The organism is Microbacterium sp. Marseille-Q6648, from assembly GCF_943181415.1.
GTDB lineage: Bacteria > Actinomycetota > Actinomycetes > Actinomycetales > Microbacteriaceae > Microbacterium.
This window is the reverse complement of record NZ_CALPBZ010000001.1, coordinates 1,410,169-1,430,704: the sequence shown is the minus strand read 5'-3', so window position 1 is coordinate 1,430,704 and position 20,536 is coordinate 1,410,169. Positions and strand designations below refer to the sequence as shown.

General features: G+C 70.5%; 21 protein-coding genes and 1 tRNA gene. 15 read left to right on the top strand and 7 right to left on the bottom strand.

Translation table 11 applies throughout. The features are described from left to right. Positions 1-127: 127 nt before the first annotated feature. The gene (locus NFR93_RS06845; protein WP_251451151.1) at positions 128-1,663 is read right to left on the bottom strand and encodes a PucR family transcriptional regulator; all 1,536 of its coding nucleotides are present in this window, start codon (positions 1,661-1,663) and stop codon (positions 128-130) included. Positions 1,664-1,756: 93 nt separating this feature from the next. On the opposite strand from NFR93_RS06845, the gene gabT reads away from it, so the two are divergent. From gabT to rplA, 11 genes are all read left to right on the top strand, one after another. Then, positions 1,757-3,118 carry a 4-aminobutyrate--2-oxoglutarate transaminase gene (gene gabT / locus NFR93_RS06840; RefSeq protein ID WP_251451149.1) on the top strand — a complete coding sequence of 454 codons (1,362 nt, stop codon included), beginning with the start codon at positions 1,757-1,759 and terminating at the stop codon, positions 3,116-3,118. Between the two features lie 155 nt (positions 3,119-3,273). After that, a complete protein-coding gene (locus NFR93_RS06835; protein ID WP_251451147.1) occupies positions 3,274-4,635 on the top strand; it encodes a flavin monoamine oxidase family protein in 1,362 nt (453 codons plus the stop codon). Continuing rightward, positions 4,632-5,522, top strand: coding sequence for a universal stress protein (locus NFR93_RS06830; protein ID WP_251451145.1), 891 nt, complete (start codon positions 4,632-4,634; stop codon positions 5,520-5,522). The genes NFR93_RS06835 and NFR93_RS06830 overlap by 4 nt, the downstream gene beginning before the upstream one ends. After that, the gene (locus NFR93_RS06825; protein WP_251451144.1) at positions 5,519-7,069 is read left to right on the top strand and encodes an APC family permease; all 1,551 of its coding nucleotides are present in this window, start codon (positions 5,519-5,521) and stop codon (positions 7,067-7,069) included. Before NFR93_RS06830 ends, NFR93_RS06825 begins: the two co-directional genes overlap by 4 nt. Positions 7,070-7,108: 39 nt before the next feature. Continuing rightward, positions 7,109-8,470 (top strand): NAD-dependent succinate-semialdehyde dehydrogenase, encoded by a 1,362-nt coding sequence (locus NFR93_RS06820; protein WP_251451143.1) that lies wholly within the window; start codon positions 7,109-7,111, stop codon positions 8,468-8,470. A gap of 57 nt (positions 8,471-8,527) precedes the next feature. Beyond that, positions 8,528-8,965 carry a pyridoxamine 5'-phosphate oxidase family protein gene (locus tag NFR93_RS06815; RefSeq protein ID WP_251451142.1) on the top strand — a complete coding sequence of 146 codons (438 nt, stop codon included), beginning with the start codon at positions 8,528-8,530 and terminating at the stop codon, positions 8,963-8,965. Positions 8,966-9,136: 171 nt separating this feature from the next. Beyond that, positions 9,137-9,209, top strand: a tRNA-Trp gene (locus NFR93_RS06810). 45 nt (positions 9,210-9,254) lie between these two features. Then, entirely contained in the window at positions 9,255-9,524 is a 270-nt protein-coding gene (gene secE, locus NFR93_RS06805; protein ID WP_251451536.1) for a preprotein translocase subunit SecE, read from the top strand. A 67-nt stretch (positions 9,525-9,591) separates the two neighbouring features. Then, positions 9,592-10,617, top strand: coding sequence for a transcription termination/antitermination protein NusG (gene nusG / locus NFR93_RS06800; protein WP_251451141.1), 1,026 nt, complete (start codon positions 9,592-9,594; stop codon positions 10,615-10,617). A 99-nt stretch (positions 10,618-10,716) separates the two neighbouring features. Further along, the gene (gene rplK / locus NFR93_RS06795; protein ID WP_251451140.1) at positions 10,717-11,148 is read left to right on the top strand and encodes a 50S ribosomal protein L11; all 432 of its coding nucleotides are present in this window, start codon (positions 10,717-10,719) and stop codon (positions 11,146-11,148) included. A 14-nt stretch (positions 11,149-11,162) separates the two neighbouring features. After that, positions 11,163-11,855 (top strand): 50S ribosomal protein L1, encoded by a 693-nt coding sequence (gene rplA / locus NFR93_RS06790; protein WP_251451138.1) that lies wholly within the window; start codon positions 11,163-11,165, stop codon positions 11,853-11,855. A 51-nt stretch (positions 11,856-11,906) separates the two neighbouring features. On the opposite strand, the gene NFR93_RS06785 is transcribed toward rplA, so the two are convergent. Then, the gene (locus tag NFR93_RS06785; RefSeq protein ID WP_251451136.1) at positions 11,907-12,182 is read right to left on the bottom strand and encodes an acylphosphatase; all 276 of its coding nucleotides are present in this window, start codon (positions 12,180-12,182) and stop codon (positions 11,907-11,909) included. A gap of 57 nt (positions 12,183-12,239) precedes the next feature. Beyond that, the gene (locus NFR93_RS06780) at positions 12,240-12,896 is read right to left on the bottom strand and encodes a LysE/ArgO family amino acid transporter (RefSeq protein ID WP_502846274.1); all 657 of its coding nucleotides are present in this window, start codon (positions 12,894-12,896) and stop codon (positions 12,240-12,242) included. 71 nt (positions 12,897-12,967) lie between these two features. On the opposite strand from NFR93_RS06780, the gene NFR93_RS06775 reads away from it, so the two are divergent. Further along, on the top strand, positions 12,968-13,873 hold the full coding sequence (locus NFR93_RS06775) for a LysR family transcriptional regulator ArgP (protein WP_502846273.1): 906 nt from the start codon (positions 12,968-12,970) through the stop codon (positions 13,871-13,873). A gap of 5 nt (positions 13,874-13,878) precedes the next feature. Here NFR93_RS06775 and NFR93_RS06770 read toward each other — a convergent pair whose 3' ends face one another. From NFR93_RS06770 to NFR93_RS06755, 4 genes are all read right to left on the bottom strand, one after another. After that, positions 13,879-14,454, bottom strand: a complete 576-nt coding sequence (locus NFR93_RS06770; RefSeq protein ID WP_251451132.1) for a dihydrofolate reductase family protein — start codon at positions 14,452-14,454, stop codon at positions 13,879-13,881. 65 nt (positions 14,455-14,519) lie between these two features. After that, positions 14,520-15,548, bottom strand: a complete 1,029-nt coding sequence (locus tag NFR93_RS06765; protein ID WP_251451130.1) for an NADP-dependent oxidoreductase — start codon at positions 15,546-15,548, stop codon at positions 14,520-14,522. A 178-nt stretch (positions 15,549-15,726) separates the two neighbouring features. Then, positions 15,727-16,395 (bottom strand): YqaJ viral recombinase family protein, encoded by a 669-nt coding sequence (locus tag NFR93_RS06760; RefSeq protein WP_251451128.1) that lies wholly within the window; start codon positions 16,393-16,395, stop codon positions 15,727-15,729. 83 nt (positions 16,396-16,478) lie between these two features. Continuing rightward, positions 16,479-17,075, bottom strand: coding sequence for a TetR family transcriptional regulator (locus tag NFR93_RS06755; protein ID WP_251451126.1), 597 nt, complete (start codon positions 17,073-17,075; stop codon positions 16,479-16,481). Positions 17,076-17,174: 99 nt separating this feature from the next. Between NFR93_RS06755 and NFR93_RS06750 the strand changes: the two genes are divergently transcribed. From NFR93_RS06750 to NFR93_RS06740, 3 genes are read left to right on the top strand one after another with little or no spacing between them, the layout of a single operon-like run. Continuing rightward, positions 17,175-17,987, top strand: coding sequence for a sugar phosphate isomerase/epimerase family protein (locus NFR93_RS06750; RefSeq protein ID WP_251451124.1), 813 nt, complete (start codon positions 17,175-17,177; stop codon positions 17,985-17,987). Further along, the gene (locus NFR93_RS06745) at positions 17,987-19,114 is read left to right on the top strand and encodes a Gfo/Idh/MocA family protein (RefSeq protein WP_251451122.1); all 1,128 of its coding nucleotides are present in this window, start codon (positions 17,987-17,989) and stop codon (positions 19,112-19,114) included. The genes NFR93_RS06750 and NFR93_RS06745 overlap by 1 nt, the downstream gene beginning before the upstream one ends. After that, positions 19,111-20,190 (top strand): Gfo/Idh/MocA family protein, encoded by a 1,080-nt coding sequence (locus NFR93_RS06740; RefSeq protein WP_285814546.1) that lies wholly within the window; start codon positions 19,111-19,113, stop codon positions 20,188-20,190. Before NFR93_RS06745 ends, NFR93_RS06740 begins: the two co-directional genes overlap by 4 nt. Positions 20,191-20,536 lie beyond the last annotated feature (346 nt).

Here is a 20,536-nt window from a genome sequence, read left to right as displayed (position 1 = left end):
CGCCCACTCAGCAGTCACGAGCTCATCCTGCCCGCGGGCGGCGGTCGCGGCATCCGTCGATCCGTCCCGAATCCCGCCGGTCCCGCACGATCGAGCCGCCCCGGGCGGCGGGAGTCCACGCGCGCCGTCACCCCAGCACGCGCAGCGCCGCCCACAGCTCGGCGCGGGTGGCGAACGAGCCGAGGTCGCGACCGAGGACTCGCTCGGCGAGCGCGAGTCGCGTGCGCACGGTGTGGCGATGGATGCCGAGGGCGCGCGCCGACGCCTCGTGCGAGCAGTCGTGATCCAGCCACGCCCGCAGTGTCGCGACGAGGTGCGTGCCCGCCGCCGCATCGTGATCGCTGAGCGGTCTGACCTCGGCCGCCGCCACGGCGCGGGCCTGGTCCGACAGCGCCGACAGCACGCCGCCGCCAGCGACCTCGGCGAACGCGGTGACACCGCCGCGCCCGCGGTTGCGGGCCACGCGGGCCTGGTCCAGCGCCGTGTCGAAGCCGTCGTACCCGGTCGGCTCCGACACCCCGATCGCGACGTCGAAGCGGGCGGCGACCTCGTCGAGCGTGCCGCGCTCGCCGGCCGCGGTGACGATGACGAGCCCGTCGTCGGCGCGGCCGAAGAACAGCGTCCCGCGGGCGTCGTGCGCACGCCCCTCGAGGAGCTCGGTCATCGCCTCGAGGCGGCTCGCCCGCGCCGGTGTCCCCGCGCTCGCGAGGGCGACCTGGACCGGCGGCGCCGGAAGGGGGCCCCACACCTCGCGTGCGACGCGTCGCGCCAGGGCGGGATCGCCGCCCCGCAGCGACTGCACCAGCCCCGCCCGCAGGTCCGCCCACGCCCGCGAGAGCCCCTGCTGCTGTTCGAGCGCGAGGCCGGCCATCGCGATCACCGCGGTCAGCACGGCGCGGCCCTCCTGGTCGAGCTCGCCGGCGGCGATCGCGATCACGCCGCGCAGGCGCCCGCCGCGGCCGAGCGTCTGCAGCGTGAAGGCGCGCTCGCCGATGTGGAAGGACGATCCGGCGCGGGCGCCGCGGCGGAGGACCGCCTGGACCTCCGCGCGGACGGCGTCCGCCGTGACGGCATCGAGGGAGCCGGTCGGATGCTCGCGAGACAGTTCGCCGGTCGCGTCGAACATGCCGACCCACGCGTCGAGCTGCTTCGCCAGCTCGCCGAGGGTCGCCCCCAGGCCGTCCGGGCGGAGCGCCGCGAGCGAGATGGCGCGCTGGGCGGCGAGTGCCCAGCTGCGGCGCGCGTACGCCTGGGCGGCGATCGCCTCGGCGTTGGCCCGCGCCACCGCGAGGAACGGCGTACGGTACGGCACCTCGAACAGGGCGAGCCCCTCGGCATGGCACGCGGCCGACAGAGCCGGGGGGATGCCGTCGCGGACGACCTCGGTGCCGAAGCCCAGACCGGCGATGCCCCGCCGTGACAGGCGCTCGACGTACGCGCGGTAGGGCCCGGGATCCTCGCCGGACTCGTGGAACTGCGTGCCCGTGGTCAGCAGCACCAGACCGTCCGAGAGGAACGGGGTGGGGTCGGCGAGGTCCGAGCTGTGCACCCAGCGCACGGGGCGATCGAGGGCGTCGTCCGCGGCATCCCCCTCGAGCCTCAGGCGCAGGTCGGGGCGGTTCAGCAGCGACCGCAGGGTGGGGGCGTCGGCATCGGCGGGCATGACACTCCTCGGTGTACGGCCTGTACAGGGCGCTGATGAGAATGTACTTCACGGCGGGTGCCGGCCGCGCGAGCCGCCGCTTACGCTCGCCGCATGACCTCGACCGACACGCTCGACACCCACCCGCTGGGCGGGCCGGCGCTGCCCCAGGAGCGGCGTCTGGTCACGGCCATCCCCGGTCCCCGCTCGCAGCAGCTGCTCGAGCGCAAGGCCGCGGCGGTTCCCGCCGGGGTCGGGCACACCGTCCCGATCGAGGCGGTCGCCGCCGGCGGGGGAGTCGTGGTGGACGCCGACGGCAACTCCCTCATCGACCTCGGATCGGGCATCGCCGTCACCGGCGTGGGCAACGCCCACCCGGCTGTCGTCGCGGCGGTGCAGGCGCAGGCGGCGCAGTTCACGCACACGTGCTTCATGATCTCGCCCTACGAGTCGTACGTCGCCGTCGCCGAGGCGCTCAACCGCGTGACTCCGGGCTCCCACGCCAAGAAGAGCGCCCTGTTCAACTCCGGCGCCGAGGCCGTCGAGAACGCCGTCAAGATCGCCCGCAAGTTCACCAAGCGCCAGGCGGTCGTCGCCTTCGACCACGGCTATCACGGCCGCACCAACCTGACGATGGCGCTGACGGCGAAGGCGATGCCGTACAAGAGCGGCTTCGGGCCCTTCGCGAGCGAGATCTACCGTGCGCCGCTGTCGTACCCCTACCGCGACGGTCTGACCGGCGCCGAGGCGGCCAGGCGCGCGATCTCACTCATCGAGAAGCAGGTCGGCGCGGACAACCTCGCCGCCATGATCATCGAGCCCATCCAGGGCGAGGGCGGCTTCATCGTGCCGGCCGACGGCTTCCTGCCCGCCCTCGTGGAGTGGTGCCGCGACAACGGCGTCGTCTTCATCGCCGACGAGGTGCAGACCGGCTTCGCGCGGACGGGTGCGATGTTCGCCAGTGAGCACTTCGGCATCGTGCCCGACCTCATCACGACAGCCAAGGGCATCGCCGGCGGGCTGCCGCTGGCCGCCGTCACCGGGCGGGCCGAGATCATGGACGCCTCGCACACCGGCGGCCTCGGCGGAACATACGGCGGCAACCCCATCGCGTGCGCCGCCGCCCTCGCCTCGATCGACGCGTTCGAGAACGACGGTTTGCTCGAGCGCGCGCGGCGGATCGGCGAGCTCCTGACCGACCGCCTGCGCGCGCTGCAGGCCACGGACGCCCGCGTCGGAGACGTCCGAGGTCACGGCGCGATGATCGCCGCCGAGTTCATCGACCCGGTGACCGGTGAGCCGGATGCCGCGCTCACCGCCGCGGTCGCCAAGGCGTGCATCGCCGAGGGCGTCATCGTGCTCACGTGCGGCACCTACGGGAACGTGATCCGTTTCCTCCCGCCGCTGTCCATCCCCGACGACCTGCTCCACGAGGGCCTGGACGTCGTCGTCGCCGCGCTCGCCGCGCAGCCGTAGTCGCCCGTCTCACCCCCGGCATCCGCTCGCTCGCTCGCTTCACCCACCCGCCCCGTCCAGATCACGTGATCTCGCCGAGATCACCCGTCGCGCTACGCACGCAACGTGTGCGCTCGCTCACATCACGTGATCCGGACGGCGAGAAAGGCACCCCCATGGATGAGATCACCCGAGACGTCGTCATCGTCGGCGCCGGCGCCGCCGGCCTGACGGCCGCGAACGAGCTGCGCCGCGCCGGACTCTCGGTCGCGGTGCTCGAGGCGCGCGACCGCGTCGGCGGGCGGCTGTGGACGGACGTCGTGGACGGCGCGATGCTCGAAGTCGGCGGTCAGTGGGTCTCGCCCGACCAGGACGCCCTCAAGGAGACCCTCGCCGACCTGGGGCTCGAGACCTATTCGCGCTACCGCGAGGGCGACTCGGTGTACATCGGCCGTCACGGCGAGCGCACGCGGTTCACCGGCGAGATCTTCCCCGTGGCGCCCGAGACCGAGAAGGAGATCGTCCGCCTCATCGCCGTGCTCGACGAGCTCGTCGCCCAGGTCGATCCCGATCGCCCCTGGGAACACCCCGATGCGGAAGAGCTCGATCGCGTCTCGTTCGAGGCGTGGCTCGAGCAGCAGACCGAGGACCAGGAGGCGCGTGACAACATCGCCCTCTTCATCGCGGGCGCCATGCTCACCAAGCCGGCCTACGCGTTCTCGGCCCTCCAGGCGCTGCTCATGGCCGCCAGCGCGGGCAGCTTCAGCCATCTGGTCGACGCGGACTTCATCCTCGACGAGCGCGTCGTCGGCGGACTCCAGCAGGTCCCCCTGCTGCTCGCCGAGCGGCTCGGGGACGACGTGTTCCTCGAGCAGCCGGTCAACACCGTGCAGCGGGGCGAGGGGGGCGTGACGGTGGTGACCGACGGGGGTCTCACCGTCCGCGCGCGCTTCGTCATCCTCGCCCACGCGCCGGTCCTCTACCCGTGGATCGACTTCCAGCCGCCGCTGCCCCGCCTCAAGCAGCAGATGCACCAGCACATCTCCATGGGCTTCGTCATCAAGGTCCACGCCGTCTACGACCGCCCGTTCTGGCGCGAGCAGGGGCTGTCGGGCACCGCGTTCAGCCCGTACGAGATCTCGCACGAGGCCTACGACAACACCAACCACGGCGATGAGCGCGGCACCCTCGTCGGCTTCGTCTCGGACCGCAACGCCGACGATCTGTTCCGCGTCTCGGCCGAGGAGCGCAAGGCGCGCATCCTCGAGTCGCTCTCGCACTACTTCGGTCCCGAGGCGAAGGAGCCGCTCGTGTACTTCGAGAGCGACTGGGGAGCCGAGGAGTGGACGCGCGGCGCCTACGCCGCCAGCTTCGACCTCGGCGGTCTCGCCCGCTACGGCGCCGATCTGCGGACCCCCGTCGGCCCGATCCACTTCGCCTGCTCCGACATGGCCGGCGCCGGATACCAGCACGTGGACGGCGCGATCCGCATGGGTCGCCTGGCCGCGGCCAACATCGTCAGCGAGGTGCGCGCATGACCGCTCCGATCGTCGTCGGCTACCAGGCGACCAAGGCGGGGAAGGATGCCGTCGCCTTCGGCGCGCGACTCGCGCGGTCCTCGGGCGGCGCCCTGCACCTCGTGCTCGTCCTCCCCGCCGACACCCGCAGCGTCATCACGCCGCCCAAAGCGGGCTACGACCGCTATCTGCGGACGCAGGCCGAGGCGTGGCTCTCGGATGCCGCGGCGACGGTCCCCGGCGATGTGACGCACGCGGAGCACGTGCGCTTCGCCGACTCGTTCGGCGAAGGCCTGCTCGCGACGGCGGCGGAGCTGGGCGCCGGGCACATCGTCGTCGGGGGTGCCGACGGCGCCCACCGCGGTCGGCACCGCCTCGGCACCACCGCATCGGAGCTCCTGCACACCGCCGACGTCCCGGTGGCCCTCGTGCCGCGCGGTGCGCGGAAGACGGCCGTGGACACCGGCATCCCCCGTCTCACCGTCGCTCTCGGCACCCGACCGGGCGCGCAGGCGCTCCTGGACGAGGCGGTGTCGCTCGCCCAGACCACCGGCGCGCGCATCCGCCTGCTCTCCTTGGTCACGGTCGACCTTCCCGCCACCCTCGACACCGGCGTCATCCGCATCGCCGGTGCCGCCCACGCCGAGGACGTCCTCGCCAAGGCGCAGGCCGCGCTGCCGGAGGGCGTGGACAGCGAGGTCGTCATCGGCGGCGGCGAGAGCATCGAGCAGGCCGTCGCCGAGCTCTCATGGGAGCCCGGTGAGGTGGTGCTGGTCGGCTCGAGCCGCCTGGCGCAGCCGCGTCGGCTCTTCCTCGGCTCGACGGCGGCCAAGATGCTGCACGAGCTGACCGTCCCGATGATCGTCGTCCCGCGCGAGCGAGCACTCACAGAAGGGGGCGTCCGATGAGCGAACGCACCAGTGTCGGGACCGGAGACCCGGTCGACGGCGGCCTGTCGAAGAAGGGGCTAAGCGCCGGCACGGTCGGGCTCATCGGCGCCGTCGTGATCGGCATCTCGTGCATCGCGCCGGCGTACACCCTGACCGCCGCGCTCGGGCCCACGGTGTCGGAGGTGGGCTTCCAGGTGCCGGCGATCATCCTGCTCGGGTTCATCCCCATGCTCCTGGTCGCCTTCGGCTACCGCGAGCTGAACCGGACGATGCCGGACTCCGGGACGTCCTTCACGTGGGCGGCGCGGGCCTTCGGCCCTTGGGTGGGGTGGATGGCCGGATGGGGCCTCATCGCGGCGACCATCCTGGTGCTCTCGAACCTCGCCGGCATCGCCGTGGAGTTCCTCTTCCTCCTCATCGACCAGCTCGCCGGCAGCCCCGGCACGATCGCGGAGCTGGCGTTCAACCCGTTCATCAACGTCGCGGTGTGTCTGCTGTTCATGCTGGGGGCGACCTTCGTGTCGTACCGCGACATGCAGACGACGCAGAAGCTGCAGTACGTGCTGGTGAGCTTCCAGGTGCTGGTGCTCGTGATCTTCTCGGTCGCCGCGTTCGTGCACGTCGCGAACGGCTCCGCCTTCGACGCCAGTCCCGTGGAGGCGTCGTGGTTCAATCCGTTCTCCGTCGCCACGCCGCTGGCGGTCGTCGCCGGGCTGTCGCTGTCGATCTTCATCTTCTGGGGATGGGACGTCACCCTGACGATGAACGAGGAGACGAAGAACCCCGAGAAGACCCCGGGGCGCGCTGCCACGCTCACCGTCGTGACCATCGTCGTGCTCTACCTCCTCATCTCGCTCTCGCTCCTGGCCTTCGCGGGCACCGGCGAGGACGGGCTGGGCCTGGGCAACCCCGACATCCAGGCCAACGTGTTCTTCTACCTCTCGGGTCCGATCCTCGGACCCCTCGCCTTCCTGGTCTCGCTCGCGGTGCTCACCAGCTCGGCGTCGTCGCTGCAGTCCACGTTCGTCTCGCCCGCGCGCACGCTCCTCGCGATGGGGCACTACGGCGCCCTGCCCCCGAAGTTCGCGCAGGTGACACCGCGCTTCTTCACGCCCGGCTACGCCACCATCGTCTCCGCCGTCGTGGCTTCGGTGTTCTACGCGGTGATGCGCTTCGTGAACGAGAACGTGCTGTGGGACACCATCACCACGCTCGGCATGATGATCTGCTTCTACTACGGCATCACCGCGTTCGCGTGCGTGTGGTACTTCCGCAAGCAGTGGACCGACTCGGTGCGCAGCTTCTTCTTCACCCTGCTGTTCCCCCTCGTGGGAGGCATCATCCTCGTCGCGCTGTTCGTCATCACCCTCGTCGAGAGCCTCGACCCCGACTACGGCAGCGGCACGGAATGGTTCGGTCTCGGCAGCGTCTTCGTGCTGGGCGTCGGCATCATCGGACTGGGCCTGGTGATCATGTTCTGGCAAGCCGTGAAGCGTCCGGCATTCTTCCGCGGCGAGACACTTTCGCTGGATGCGCCCGAGAGTCTTCGCCGCACGCGCCGCTGACGGCAGACTTGACCCACAACCGACCGGAGAGAGAACGCAATGAGTGACTACGCCGTCGTCAACCCCGCCACCGGTGAGACCCTGGCCACCTATCCCGTCGTGAGCGACGCAGCTCTCGACGAGGCCATCGCGAACGCGGATGCCGCCTACCGCACCTGGCGGGACGTGCCGGTCGCCGAGCGCGCCGCCAAGATCCGCCGCGTCGCGGAACTCCACCGCGAGCGACGCGACGAGCTGGCGGCCATCATCGTCCGCGAGATGGGCAAGCCGCTCGCGGCCGCCGAGGGAGAGGTGGACTTCGCCGCCGACATCACGGAGTTCTACGCCGACAACATCGACAAGATCACCGGCGATCAGCCGCTGGAGATCCTGGGCGAGGGCACGGCCGTCATCCGCCGCTCTCCGATCGGCGTGCTCCTGGGCATCATGCCGTGGAACTTCCCCTACTACCAGGTCGCCCGCTTCGCGGCGCCCAACATCGCCGTCGGCAACACCATCCTCCTCAAGCACGCGCCGCAGTGCCCGGAGTCGGCGGCGGCGATCGAGGACATCTACCGCGAGGCCGGACTCGAGGGCGTCTACACGAACATCTTCGCCACGAACGAGCAGGCGGCAACGGTGATCGCCGATCGCCGGGTGCAGGGCGTGTCGGTGACGGGCTCCGAGCGCGCGGGATCGGCCGTCGCGGCTCTGGCCGGGCAGCACCTCAAGAAGGTCGCGCTCGAGCTGGGCGGCTCGGACCCGTTCATCGTGCTGTCGACCGACGACCTCGACGCCACCGCGGCCGCGGCCGTAGAGGCGCGCATGGACAACAACGGGCAGTCGTGCAATGCGCCCAAGCGCTTCATCGTCGCCGACGATCTCTACGACGCCTTCGTCGAGAAGTTCGTCGAGGGCATGAAAGCGCAGAAGATGGGCGACCCGTTCGCCGAGGACACGCTCCTGGGCCCGCTGTCGTCGACCGCGGCCGCCGAGCGGCTGGAGGCTCAGATCCGCACGGCCGTCGAGCAGGGGGCCACGCTGGTGACCGGCGGCACGCGCGACGGCGCCTTCTACGAGCCGACCGTCCTCACCGGCGTCACGCCCGACATGGATGTGTACCGCGAGGAGCTCTTCGGCCCGGCCGGCGTCGTGTACCGCGTCCGCGACGAGGACGAGGCGGTCCGCATCGCCAATGACACCAGCTACGGTCTCGGCTCGTACGTCTACACGACCGACCCCGCGCAGGCCGAGCGGGTCGCGGATCGGATCGAGGCCGGCATGGTCTACGTCAACTGCGTCCTGGCGGACTCTCCCGAGCTCCCCTTCGGCGGCGTGAAGCGTTCCGGCACCTCTCGTGAGATGGGGCTGCTCGCGGCGGACGAGTTCGTCAACAAGAAGCTCATCCGCGTCGCGGGCTGACAGCGGGCGGGCCGAAGGTCCCTGGCGTGCGCCGATGCGCCGGGGCAGGATGAGGTCATGAGCGACATCAGCGAAACGGTGGCCCGCCTCACCGACGAGGAGTGCTGGCAGCGGCTCGGAACCCAGCAGCTCGGCAGGCTCGTCACGCGCGTGGGTGAGGTCCTCGACATCTTCCCCGTCAACTACGTCGTCGACGACGGCGGCGTGGTGTTCCGCACCGCCGAGGGCTCGAAGCTGTTCGAGCTGACCGTCAACGACGAGGTGCTCTTCGAGGTCGACGATCACACCGATGCGGATGCCTGGAGCGTGGTCCTCCGCGGGCACGCGCATCGACTCGATACCTCCGCCGAAGTCGAGCACGCCGACTCGCTGCCCCTGAAACCGTGGATCCCGACGCTGAAGTACCACTACGTCCGCGTGGTGCCCACGAGTCTCAGCGGCCGCGCCTTCCAGCGCGGCGAAGAGCCCGACCGTTACGGCATCCAGCAGTACTGACCGGGTGCGGCGCCCCCGGCGACCTCGGTTCGTCCCCCGCCGGGGGCATGCCGTACACTGGGATGAGCAGGACAAATCTGCATTCTTTCGCTGTGCCCGCCGGTCGGGTGACACCCTTCTCACAGGTCATGGCAGAAGACTGCGGAGGTACGGGACCCGCCAACGGGTCTTAGGGCGGTAGCTCAATTGGCAGAGCAGCGGTCTCCAAAACCGCAGGTTGCAGGTTCGATTCCTGTCCGCCCTGCGCGTCAGCGGAAGCTGACACACGGAAGGTAATCAGGTGGCATCGATGGTCCAGGACGAGCCGAAGGGCGAAGTCGTCGCGAACGGCGGCGGCGCCCCCCGCGAGAAGAAGCTCAACGTCTTCGCGCGGATCGCTCTGTTCATCCGTCAGGTGTTCGCAGAGCTCCGCAAGGTGGTCACCCCCACCCGTCAGGAGCTGGTGAAGTTCACCGCGGTGGTCCTGGGCTTCGTGGTCGTCATGATGGCGATCGTGTACGGACTCGATCTGCTGTTCGTCTGGCTCGCGGCCAACGTCTTCGGAGTGTCCGGGGCCTGACGCCTCTGATCTCGCCGTGCCGGCCGTGTCCGGCTGTGCCGGCGTGAGAAACGGAAGAGAACGCAAAGTGTCTGAAAGATACATCGACGACGCCGACTGGGCGACCGCCGCGGAGCAGTCCTCGGAGGAGGACGAGGCCCAGGAGGGCAACGTCCTCGAGGCCGAGCAGCGGTCGGTCGAGTCCGCCGAGCACGCCGCCCTGCACATCGAGGGCGACGGTGACGACGACGGCGACGCCGGCGAGGACGAAGAACTGGACGACATCGACGACCCGGAGGCAGACGCGATCGTGAACGACGCGCTCAACATCGACGAGACCGCCGAGGCGGAGGCCGCGGCCGAGGTCCTCAACGACTCCATCGCCGAGGAGGAGGCCGACCGCGCTGCCGAGGCAGCCGACGACGTCACGCCCTACGACGGCCCCGAGCTCGGTGACGACGAGGACGATGCCGCCGACGACGAGGCAGCCGACGAGGACCCGTACGAGGCGTTCCGCACCGAGCTGCGGATGCAGCCCGGCAAGTGGTACGTCATCCACTCGTACGCCGGCTTCGAGCGCAAGGTGAAGGCGAACATCGAGCAGCGCAAGTCCACGCTCGAGGTCGAGGACGACATCTACCAGGTCGAGGTCCCCATGGAGGACGTCGTCGAGATCAAGAACGGTCAGCGCAAGATGGTCACGCGCGTCCGGATCCCCGGCTACGTGCTCGTCCGCATGGAACTCAACGAGGACACCTGGTCGGTCGTCCGTCACACGCCCGGAGTCACGGGGTTCGTGGGCAACGCCCACAACCCGACGCCTCTCCGCTTCGAAGAGGCCTTCACCATGCTGAAGTCCCTCGTCGAGGTCAAGGACGTCGCGCCCGCCAAGGCCGGCGCAGCCAAGGGCGGCGCCGCGGTGGCACGCTCGATCCCCGCCGAGATCGACTTCGAGGTCGGCGAGACGATCACCATCAAGGAGGGCTCGTTCGCGGGTCTTCCCGGCTCGATCAGCGAGATCAAGCCCGAGAGCGGCAAGCTCACCGTCCTGGTCTCGCTCTTCGAGCGAGAGACCCCCGTCGAGCTCTCGTTCGACCAGGTCACCAAGCTCTAAGACTTCCCGGGCTCGCCCCGGGGGAACCGCGGCTCGGAGACGCCGAGTGTGCGGGAGAAGCGGATGCCACGGCATCCGGTTCGAGGAAAGGAAGAGGAAATGGCACCCAAGAAGAAGGTGACCGGCCTGATCAAGCTCCAGATCAACGCCGGCGCCGCCAACCCGGCGCCGCCGATCGGGCCCGCGCTCGGTCAGCACGGCGTCAACATCATGGAGTTCTGCAAGGCGTACAACGCCGCGACCGAGTCGCAGCGCGGCAACGTCATCCCCGTGGAGATCACGGTCTACGAAGACCGCAGCTTCACGTTCGTCCTGAAGACCCCGCCCGCCGCGGAGCTCATCAAGAAGGCCGCCGGCGTCGGCAAGGGATCGTCGACTCCGCACACGGTCAAGGTGGCGAAGATCACCAAGGAGCAGGTGCGCCAGATCGCAGAGACGAAGCAGCCCGACCTGAACGCGAACGACATCGAGGCCGCCTCGAAGATCATCGCCGGCACCGCCCGTTCTATGGGCATCACGGTCGAGGACTGAGGGGGATAAGGAAAATGGCTACGAAGTCCAAGGCCTACCAGGCCGCCGCCGCGAAGATCGCGGCTGACAAGTTCTACACGCCCACCGAGGCTGTCGCCCTGGCGAAGGAGACCGGTTCGGCGAAGTTCGACTCGACCGTCGAGGTCGCGCTGAAGCTCGCTGTCGACCCCCGCAAGGCGGACCAGATGGTGCGCGGCACCGTCATCCTGCCCCACGGCACCGGCAAGACCGCTCGCGTCATCGTGTTCGCGACCGGCCCGGCCGCCGAGGCCGCGATCGCCGCGGGTGCGGATGAGGTCGGCGGCGCCGAGCTCATCCAGAAGGTCGCCGACGGCTACACGTCGTTCGACGCCGCCGTTGCCACGCCCGAGCTGATGGGCCAGGTCGGTCGACTCGGCAAGGTGCTCGGCCCCCGCGGCCTGATGCCGAACCCGAAGACCGGCACCGTCACCCCGAACCCGGCCAAGGCCGTCGAGGAGATCAAGGGCGGAAAGATCGAGTTCCGCGTCGACAAGCACGCCAACGTGCACTTCGTCGTCGGCAAGGCCTCGTTCTCTGCCGAGCAGCTGGACGAGAACCTGAAGACCGCGCTCGAAGAGATCGTGCGTCTGAAGCCGTCGAGCTCGAAGGGTCGTTACATCCAGAAGGGTGCCGTGTCGACCACGTTCGGCCCCGGCATCCCGCTGGACGTCAACTCGCTGGTCTGACCAGACACCGAAAGAAGAGGCTCCGCCGTGATGGCGGGGCCTCTTCTTCGTCTACGCCGTCGGGGCGACGTCGAAACCCGCGGCTCCGGTCGGATCGGCCTCGGTGACAGCCGCGGCTGCGACGACGGCGCCCGGGGGCCCCTCCGCCATCCAGGCCAGCACGTCGTCGACGGAGTCCGCATCTCCTTCGAGATGCGCTTCCACGGAGCCGTCGCGCCGGTTGCGCACCCAGCCGTGGACGCCCGCGTCTCGGGCCACGATCCTCAGCGTGTAGCGGTAGCCCACACCTTGCACGTCACCGCGGACGACCACTCGCACGCTCCTCATGCCTCCATGGTGCCCGGCCGTCGAGGTCGAGTCGAGGGCGCGGGCTTCCGAGCGAGGTCAGGCCGGGATGACCAGGCTCACGCCGAGCACGATCATCACCACCGCGATCACCGCGTCGAGCACGCGCCAGGCGCGCGGCGTGGCGAGCCATCGGCTGAGGTAGCGCGCACCGAAGCCCAGTGAGGTGAACCACGCCAGGCTCGCCATGATCGCACCCGCGGCGAACACCCATCGCAGGTCGCCGTAGGTGCTGGCGACGCCGCCGAGGAGGAAGACCGTGTCGAGATACACGTGAGGGTTGAGCCAGGTCAGCGCCAGGCAGGTCAGCACCGTGTTCGTCAGGCGGCTCCGTGCCGCGACGGCGGTTCCGGCAGCGGTGCCGCTGCCGGAACCGCGGGACGGGCCGGGCTCGTCCACGCGCAGGCTCTCCTGACGCGGCCGCCACGCGCGGCGCGCGGCGAGAAGCCCGTAGGCGACCAGGAACACCGCACCCGCCCACCGGATCGCCACGATCAGCCACGGCACGCTCTCGACGACGAGTCCGAGACCCGAGACGCCCAGCGCGATGAGTGCGGCATCCGAGAGGGCGCACACGGCGACCACCGGCCAGACGTGCTCCCGACGGAGACCCTGCCGGAGGACGAAGAGATTCTGCGCGCCGATCGCGATGATGAGCGAGAGGCCGAGGCCGAAGCCGGCGAGGAGGACGGGAATCACATGGCCACGGTATGGGGCCGCTCGAGGATGGTCCAGCTCATGATTCTTCAGTAGCATTAGCGGTGCTGATGATGAGGATCCCGTTCGACCTGGCCGAGACGGTCGCCGTCGTCGTGGACGAGGGCACACTCGACGCGGCCGCGCGCCGCCTGCACGTGACTCCCAGCGCGGTGAGCCAGCGCGTGAAGGCGCTGGAGGAGACCCTCGGTCGCGTTCTCCTCGTGCGCTCCAAGCCCGTTCGTCCCACCGAGGCCGGACAGGCGGTGGTGCGGCTGGCCCGGCAGGCTCGCCTGCTGGAGCACGACGCGAGCGTCGAGCTCGGCGACGCCGGCGGGGAGGGTGTCCGCGTCGCCGTGCCGCTGGCGGTCAACGCCGACTCTCTGGCCACCTGGTTCCTGCCGCCGCTGGCGAGACTGGGGGAGCAGCATCCCATCGTCTTCGACCTGCATCGCGACGACCAGGACTTCACCGCGGGGCTGCTCGAGAGCGGCACCGTCATGGGGGCGGTCACCTCGCGGGCCGAGCCTGTCGCCGGCTGCCGGACCACGCCGCTCGGGGCGATGCGCTACGAAGCCGTCGCCTCGCCCGCCTTCATCCAGAGGTGGATGCCGCACGGCGCGGAGTCTTCTGCGCTGGCCGTCGCCCCGGTCGTCGACTTCGATCGTCGGGACGATCTGCAGACCGCGTGGCTGCGAGACCGGGCGGTGGATGCCGGGGCGCCGCCGCGTCACCGCGTGCCCGCCTCCAACGACTTCGCGACGGCCGTGCGGCTCGGCCTGGGGTGGGCGATGCTGCCACGGCTCCAGTCCGCGGAGGATCTCGACGCCGGCAGCCTCGTCCCGCTCGGCGGTGCTCCAGTGGACGTGCCGCTGTACTGGCAGCAGTGGAACCTGCGCTCGCCGCTGCTCGCGGCGATCGCCGACGAGGTCGTCGCCGAGGGACGCCGCGCGCTCGCCCCGGGACCCCGAAGCTAGCCGCGTCACTCCGGTCGGGTCCGGGCATACTCCTCGACGATGACGCCGGATGCGAACTCGCGGCGGGAATCCGGCGCGAAGCGGCGTGCGTCGAACGCGGCCCCGTCGAACAGCGGGATCCCGGCGCCGAAGACGAGCGGGTGTCGTTTCAGGACGAGCCGATCGATCTCAGGCAGCAGTGAACCGGCGAGGGCGCCCCCGCCGCAGAGCCAGATGTCGAGACCGTCCTCCTGCTTCAGCTCCCGCACGAGATCGAGCGGCTCGGATGTGACGGCGAGGTCGGGCGAGACCGTGCGCGCACGTCTGCTGGCGACGATCTGCCGAAGGTGCGGATAGGGGCTCCCGATACCGGCGTCGAGCGCGGGCGTCAACGTGTTCCATCCCATCAGGACGGTGTCGAATCGGCTTCGCGGCGGGGTGATGCCGAGCGCATCGAGGACGTGTCCGGGCAGTGCGTCCGCGTACTCGTCGAAGACGACCCGGCTGTGGTCTCCGCCGATCAGGAAGGGGTCGTAGCCTCCGCGCGGGTCGGCGATGTAGCCGTCGAGGCTGACGGCGACGTAGTAGACGAGTTCTCGCATGGGCGTCTCCGATCACAACAGGTGTCATGATCCAACCTACGTTCGCCGACGAGGGCGCCGTACGTTCAGTCGTCGCTGACGCGGAGGACGATCTTGCCCCGCGTGTGACCGGCCTCGAGTTCGGCGTGCGCGGCGGCGGCATCGCCGAGGTCGAACACCTTGTCGATGTACACCTGCACCGAGCCCGAGTCGAGAAGCCGGCCGATCGTGGCCAGCGCTGAGCCGTCGGGGACGACCTTGTACGAGGTCGCCCGTACGCCGGCGGCGTCGGCCGCGGCGGCGTATCCCGGCCAGGATCCCGTCGGCACCAGGATGTAGAGGCCTCCCGGCCGGAGCACCTTCACCGAGCGCGAGCCGGTGTCGGCTGCGACGTTTCCCACGAGGTCGATGACGACGTCCATGTCGGTGACGACCTCGTCGAAGCGGGTTGTCGTGTAGTCGATGACGACCGACGCGCCGAGTTCGCGCAGCCACGGGGCGTTCCGGCCCGAAGCCGTCACCGTGACGTGCGCTCCGAAATAGGCCGCGAACTGCACCGCGAAGTGCCCGACGCCGCCGCTTCCGGCGTGGATGAGCACCCGCTGCCCCTCATGCGCGCGGGCGGTCTCGACGACGAGCCCCCACGCGGTGAGCGCGGCCAAGGGGACGCCCGCGGCTTCGACGTGCGAAAGGGACGCGGGCTTGCGCGCCACCGAGAGGGTGGGGACGACGGCGTACTCCGCATAGGACCCACCGGAGCGAGGGTAGGGGAGCATCCCGTACACCTCGGTGCCGGCGGGGAAGGCGTGCGCCTCGTACGGCGACGAGACGACGATGCCGCTGAAGTCGAAGCCCGGGACCGTCGGGTATTGCGAGATGGCCTGCGCAACACCTCTGCCCGCTCGCGTCTTGGCGTCGATCGGGTTGACGCCGGCGGCCACCACGCGCACGAGGAGCTCGCTGATGACGGGAGACGGCACCGGAACCGACGAGGAATGGAGGACATCGGGAGCGCCGGTCTCGTCGAAGACGACGGCCCGCATCCGGGCGGGGGGATCGGCGACCGGGACGGTCGGGGTCTCTCTTGTGGATGATCGCAGCGGCCGGAATCTCATGGGTCGCTCCTTCCGCGTGCGTGTCGGCGTCGGCAGCACTGGTTGCTTGCTCTGCGGACAGTCAACCCTGCGATTGTCTCGGTCGTGTTACACCGGTGCTACCGCGTGGAGAAGGTCGCTCGCCGTCGTCGGCGTGCGCGGCGCGGTGGTAGAGGTATGGGGGTTTCAGTCGGCGCTGTCAGTCGGCGAGGGCGAGGGCGCGGAAGGGCTGTCGGGATGCCGGTGTGCGCGGCATCCGCTCACCGGTGGCCGCGGGAACCGGCCGACCCGTCGTGCGCCGGTACAGTTCGTCGATGAGCGACGTCGCCAGGCGTACGAGCCCGGCGATCTCGGCGTCGTCGCGATCGACCCAGGCGCAGCGGGGCTCGTCGTCGACGGGGACGAAGGCGTCGTGCTGCTCCCATGCGACCAGGGTGCGCTCCGCCCCCAGGACGTGCTGCTGCCACCAGACCTGCCGCAGGTAGGAGCGGGGGATGGAGCGCCAGGACTTGTTGGTCGTCTTGATCTCGGCGAGCACGACGCGTCCGCCGCTGTCGATGCCGATCCCGTCGGGGGTCGCCAGGTGGCGCTTCTCGACCACCGCGTGGAACAGTGCCGAGGAGGGCTGAATGCCGTGCGTCGCGGCCACCCAGGCGGCGATCTCGGGTTCGCGCGCGCGACCGTGCGCGGTGTAGGCGTTACCCGAGAAGCCCGACCCCATCAGCTTGGCGTCGGCCGCGCGGGTGATCGCGCGCTCGCTGGTGAGGGCGGCGACGTCGGTCGCCGTGATGCCGCGGGAGCGCGCCCGCACCCACGCCACCCGATCGCGGGAGTCCGCGACGATGCGGGCGGCGAGCTCGGGGGTCACCTGACGAGCCTACGTCGGGCGTCGGACGACACGGGACGCGACACCCTGCGCCCCGGCATCCGCGTTCGCGGGGCGCGCCGGATTCAGGGGGAGAGGAGGTCGACGAGCGCGCGCAGGTGCTCTGCCATGTCGACGCGCTCGTCGAGGAGCCACTGCACCTGCAAGCCGTCCATCGTCGCGATGAGGAGCGACGCGGCCACGTGCGGATCGACGTCGGCGCGGATGGTGCCCGCCTGCTGCTCCTGGGACAACCGCCGCGCGAAGGCCTCGCGATTGCGCTCGTAGCGGGCGATGAAGTACTCGCGCCGGTCGGTGTCGGAGGTATCGGATGCCGCCAGTGCGGACACCACCGCGAACAGGGCGACCAGTCCCGGCACCGTGGCGTTGTGGGCGACGAGGTCCTCGGACGCGCCGAAGCCGCCGTCGGGATCGGCGGGGAAGCGCGCGCGGTTGACATCGTCCCGGTGGCGCACGATCTCGAGCATGAGGTTCTCGCGTGAGCCGAAGTGATGGAGCAGGCCCGCCTTCGATCGGCCCACCTCGTCGGCGATGAGCTGCAGCGTTGTCGCGTCGAATCCTCGCTCGGCGAGGATGCGCAGGGCGGTGTCGAGCACTGCCCGACGGAACCCCGCGCTCTTGGCGTAGGAGCCGCGGGCACCGGATGTCTGCGGATCACTCACCCTCAAACCCTACCTTCGGTCCGGTTTTGCGTGTATCGTGGCGTAAAACCTACCCGCGGTCGGTCTTTGCGGACCGCGACAACGCAGACGAGGTCGTCGATGTCATCCCCCCAGTCTTCTGTTCAGCTCTATTCGGTGCGTGAGCCGCTCGAGACCGATCTCGGCGGCACGCTCGAGCGTCTGGCCGAGATGGGCCTTCGCAACGTCGAAGCGTTCGGCTTCGTCGGCCGGGCCGCCGAGCTGCGTGCGGCTTTCGACGCGGCGGGCCTGCGGGCACCGAGCGGCCACGCCGCGTTCCTGTCGGACCAGTTGCGGTTCGGCGACAAGACGATCGAGGTCCCTCCGCTGGAGTCCGTCCTCGACGATGCCGAGGCCCTCGGGGTGGAGCTCCTCATCGACCCGATGGTCGGTCCTGACCGCTGGGCGAGTCGCGACGAGGTCCTGCGCACGGCCGAGCGCCTGAACGCCGCCGCCGAAGCCGCTGCGGGACGCGGCATCCGGGTCGGCTACCACAATCACTCCCAGGAGTTCCATCACTCGTTCGACGGTGTCGCCGCGTACGAGGTCTTCGTCTCGCAGCTGCGGGACGACGTCGCCCTCGAGCTGGACGCCTACTGGGCGCAGGTCGGCGGGCAGGACGTGCCCGCACTCGTCGGTCGGCTCGGAAGCCGGCTGAAGGCTCTTCACGTGAAGGACGGCCCCGTGGGCGCCGACCCCTTCCGCACGGGTGCGTTCGACGCCGCCGACCTCGGCCAGGTCCCCGCCGGGGCCGGTCAGGTCGCGCTCGACGAGGCGCTGGCGGCAGCGACGTCGCTCGAGCTGGCCGTCGTGGAGTTCGACCACTACGCCGGAGACATCTTCGAAGGCATCGAGGCGGGCGTCCGCTACCTCGCCGATCGGGGCATCCGCTGATGGCCGGCACGGGACCCGTCGGCGTCGGCTTCATCGGCGCGGGGATGATCAGCAACACGTACCTCGAGAACCTCACGTCCTTCCCCGACGTCCGCGTCGTGATCGTCGGCGATCTCGACACCCAGCGCGCCGCGGACCAGGCGCACAAGCACGGGATCGCCGAGAGCGGCTCGCCCGACGACGTGCTCGCCCACCCCGAGGTCGAGCTCGTCGTCAATCTGACCATCCCGGCCGCCCACGTCCCGGTCAGCTCGGCCGCGATCGCCGCCGGCAAGCACGTCTGGAGTGAGAAGCCGATCGGCATCGACCGTGCCGAGGCGCTCCGGCTGCTCGAGCAGGCGGATGCCGCCGGTCTGCGTGTGGGAATCGCGCCCGACACCGTGCTCGGACCCGGGCTGCAGACCGCCCGGCGGGCGATCGCCCGCGGCGACATCGGAACCCCCCTGTCGGCGCAGACCTCGATGCAGTACATCGGTCCGGATGTGTTCCACCCGAGCCCCGAGTTCCTCTTCGCGCGCGGCGGGGGACCGCTGCTGGACATGGGGCCGTACTACGTCACGGCGCTGGTGCACCTGTTCGGCCCGGTCGCCGACGTCGCTGCGGTCGGTGTGCAGGGTCGTGCGACGCGCACCATCCAGGTCGGCGATCGCGTCGGCACGTCCTTCCCGGTCGAGGTCCCCACGCTCGTGCAGGCGATCGCCCGGTTCGAGAAGGGCGCCACCAGCCAGAGCGTCTTCAGCTTCGACTCGCCGCTGACGCGCATGGGTCTGGTCGAGATCACCGGCACCGAGGGCACCCTCGTCGTGCCCGACCCGAACACCTTCGGCGGCCAGGTGCGGATCACCCGCGGGGCCGCGCCGGACTCTCCCACGCGCGAGCCGCTGTGGCACGACGTTCCGGCGGTCGGCGTGGAGGCCGGCCGCGGGCTGGGCGCTCTCGACATGGCCCGTGCGATCCGCAGTGGCGATCGGCACATCGCGACCGGCGAGCTGGGGTACCACGTGCTCGACACCCTCACCGCGATCGAGGAGTCCGTCGTGGCGGGGGCCTTCGTCGCCGTCGAGAGCACCGTGGACGAGGTTCCGATGGTGCCCGAGGATCGCGACCCGTTCGCGGCGACGCTGTGAGCACCGCGGCCGGGATCCGCGCCGGCTTCGTGGGCGGTGGCTTCATGGCCACCGTCCACAGCCGCGCGGCGCGGGCCGCGGGCGCCCGGCTGACGGCAGTCGCGGGCTCGTCGCCGGAGCGCGCCGGAGTCGCCGCCGAAGAGCTCGGGATCGAGCGGGCCGTGGTCGATGTCGCGGCCGTCGCCGCGGCATCCGACGTCGTCCACATCTGCACGCCCAACAGCCGGCACGCCGAGCAGGCGCTCGAGGCCATCGCGGCCGGAGCGCACGTGGTGTGCGAGAAGCCGCTCGCCACGACGGTGGAGGACGCCCGGACGGTCGTCGACGCGGCGGCCGCGGCAGGCGTCGTGGGTGCCGTGCCGTTCGTCTACCGCTACCACCCGGCCGTGCGCCACGCGCGCGAGCTGGTCGCGACCGGCGAGCTCGGGGATGTGCTGACGATCGACGGCGCCTACCTGCAGGACTGGCTCCTCGCCCAGTCCGACACGAACTGGCGCGCCGATGCCGCCGCAGGGGGCGCCTCGCGCGCGTTCGCCGACATCGGCTCGCACCTGTGCGACCTGCTCGAGTTCGTCGTCGGCGACCGCATCCGTTCGCTCGCCGCCCGCACCCGGACCGTCTATGCGGAGCGGGACGGCGCCCGCGTTGCGAACGAGGACATCGCCGCACTCGTGGTGGAGCTCGACGGCGGTGCTCTGGCGACGCTGCTCATCTCGCAGCTCGCGCCGGGCCGCAAGAACGCGCTCACGCTCGAGGTGCACGGCACACGTCAGAGCGTGCGGGTCGCCCAGGAGCGACCCGAGGAGCTGTGGATCGGTGCGCAGGAGGGCTCGCGGCTGGTCCTGCGCGACCCCGAGACGCCGGGCGACCGCGGGCTCTCGCTCGTGCCCGCCGGGCACCCCATGGGCTATCAGGACGCGTTCAACGCCTTCGTCACCGACGCCTACGCCGCGGCGAAGGGCGAGCACCCGGACGGACTGCCGACCTTCGCGGACGGCCTGCGCGCCGCCCAGCTCACCGAAGCCGTCCTGGAATCGGCCCGCACCTCTCGCTGGGTCGACGTCCCCGGCGCTTGAGCCCGGCGTCGAGCAGACCCGCACCGTTACGACCACGAGAACCGCGCCGCCCAGCATCCCGTCACCTTGCTCACCGGCCCGCGGGCGCGGACGGCCAGATCACGTGATGTCGCCGAGAACACGTGTCGCGCGCGCTCGCTGCGGGTCATCTCGACGAGGTCACGTTATCGGTGCGCGGGGGTCGTATCTCCGGCATCCGGATCACGTGATCTCAGCAGCGACGCCGGGGCTGGGAGCACCGGATCACGTGATCGGCGCGAGTGGCTTGCGTGTCCGGCATCCGGATCACGTGATCGCACCGAGCGCGTGTCCGCTTCCGGCGAATCCTCCCCAGGCGCCTGACCGG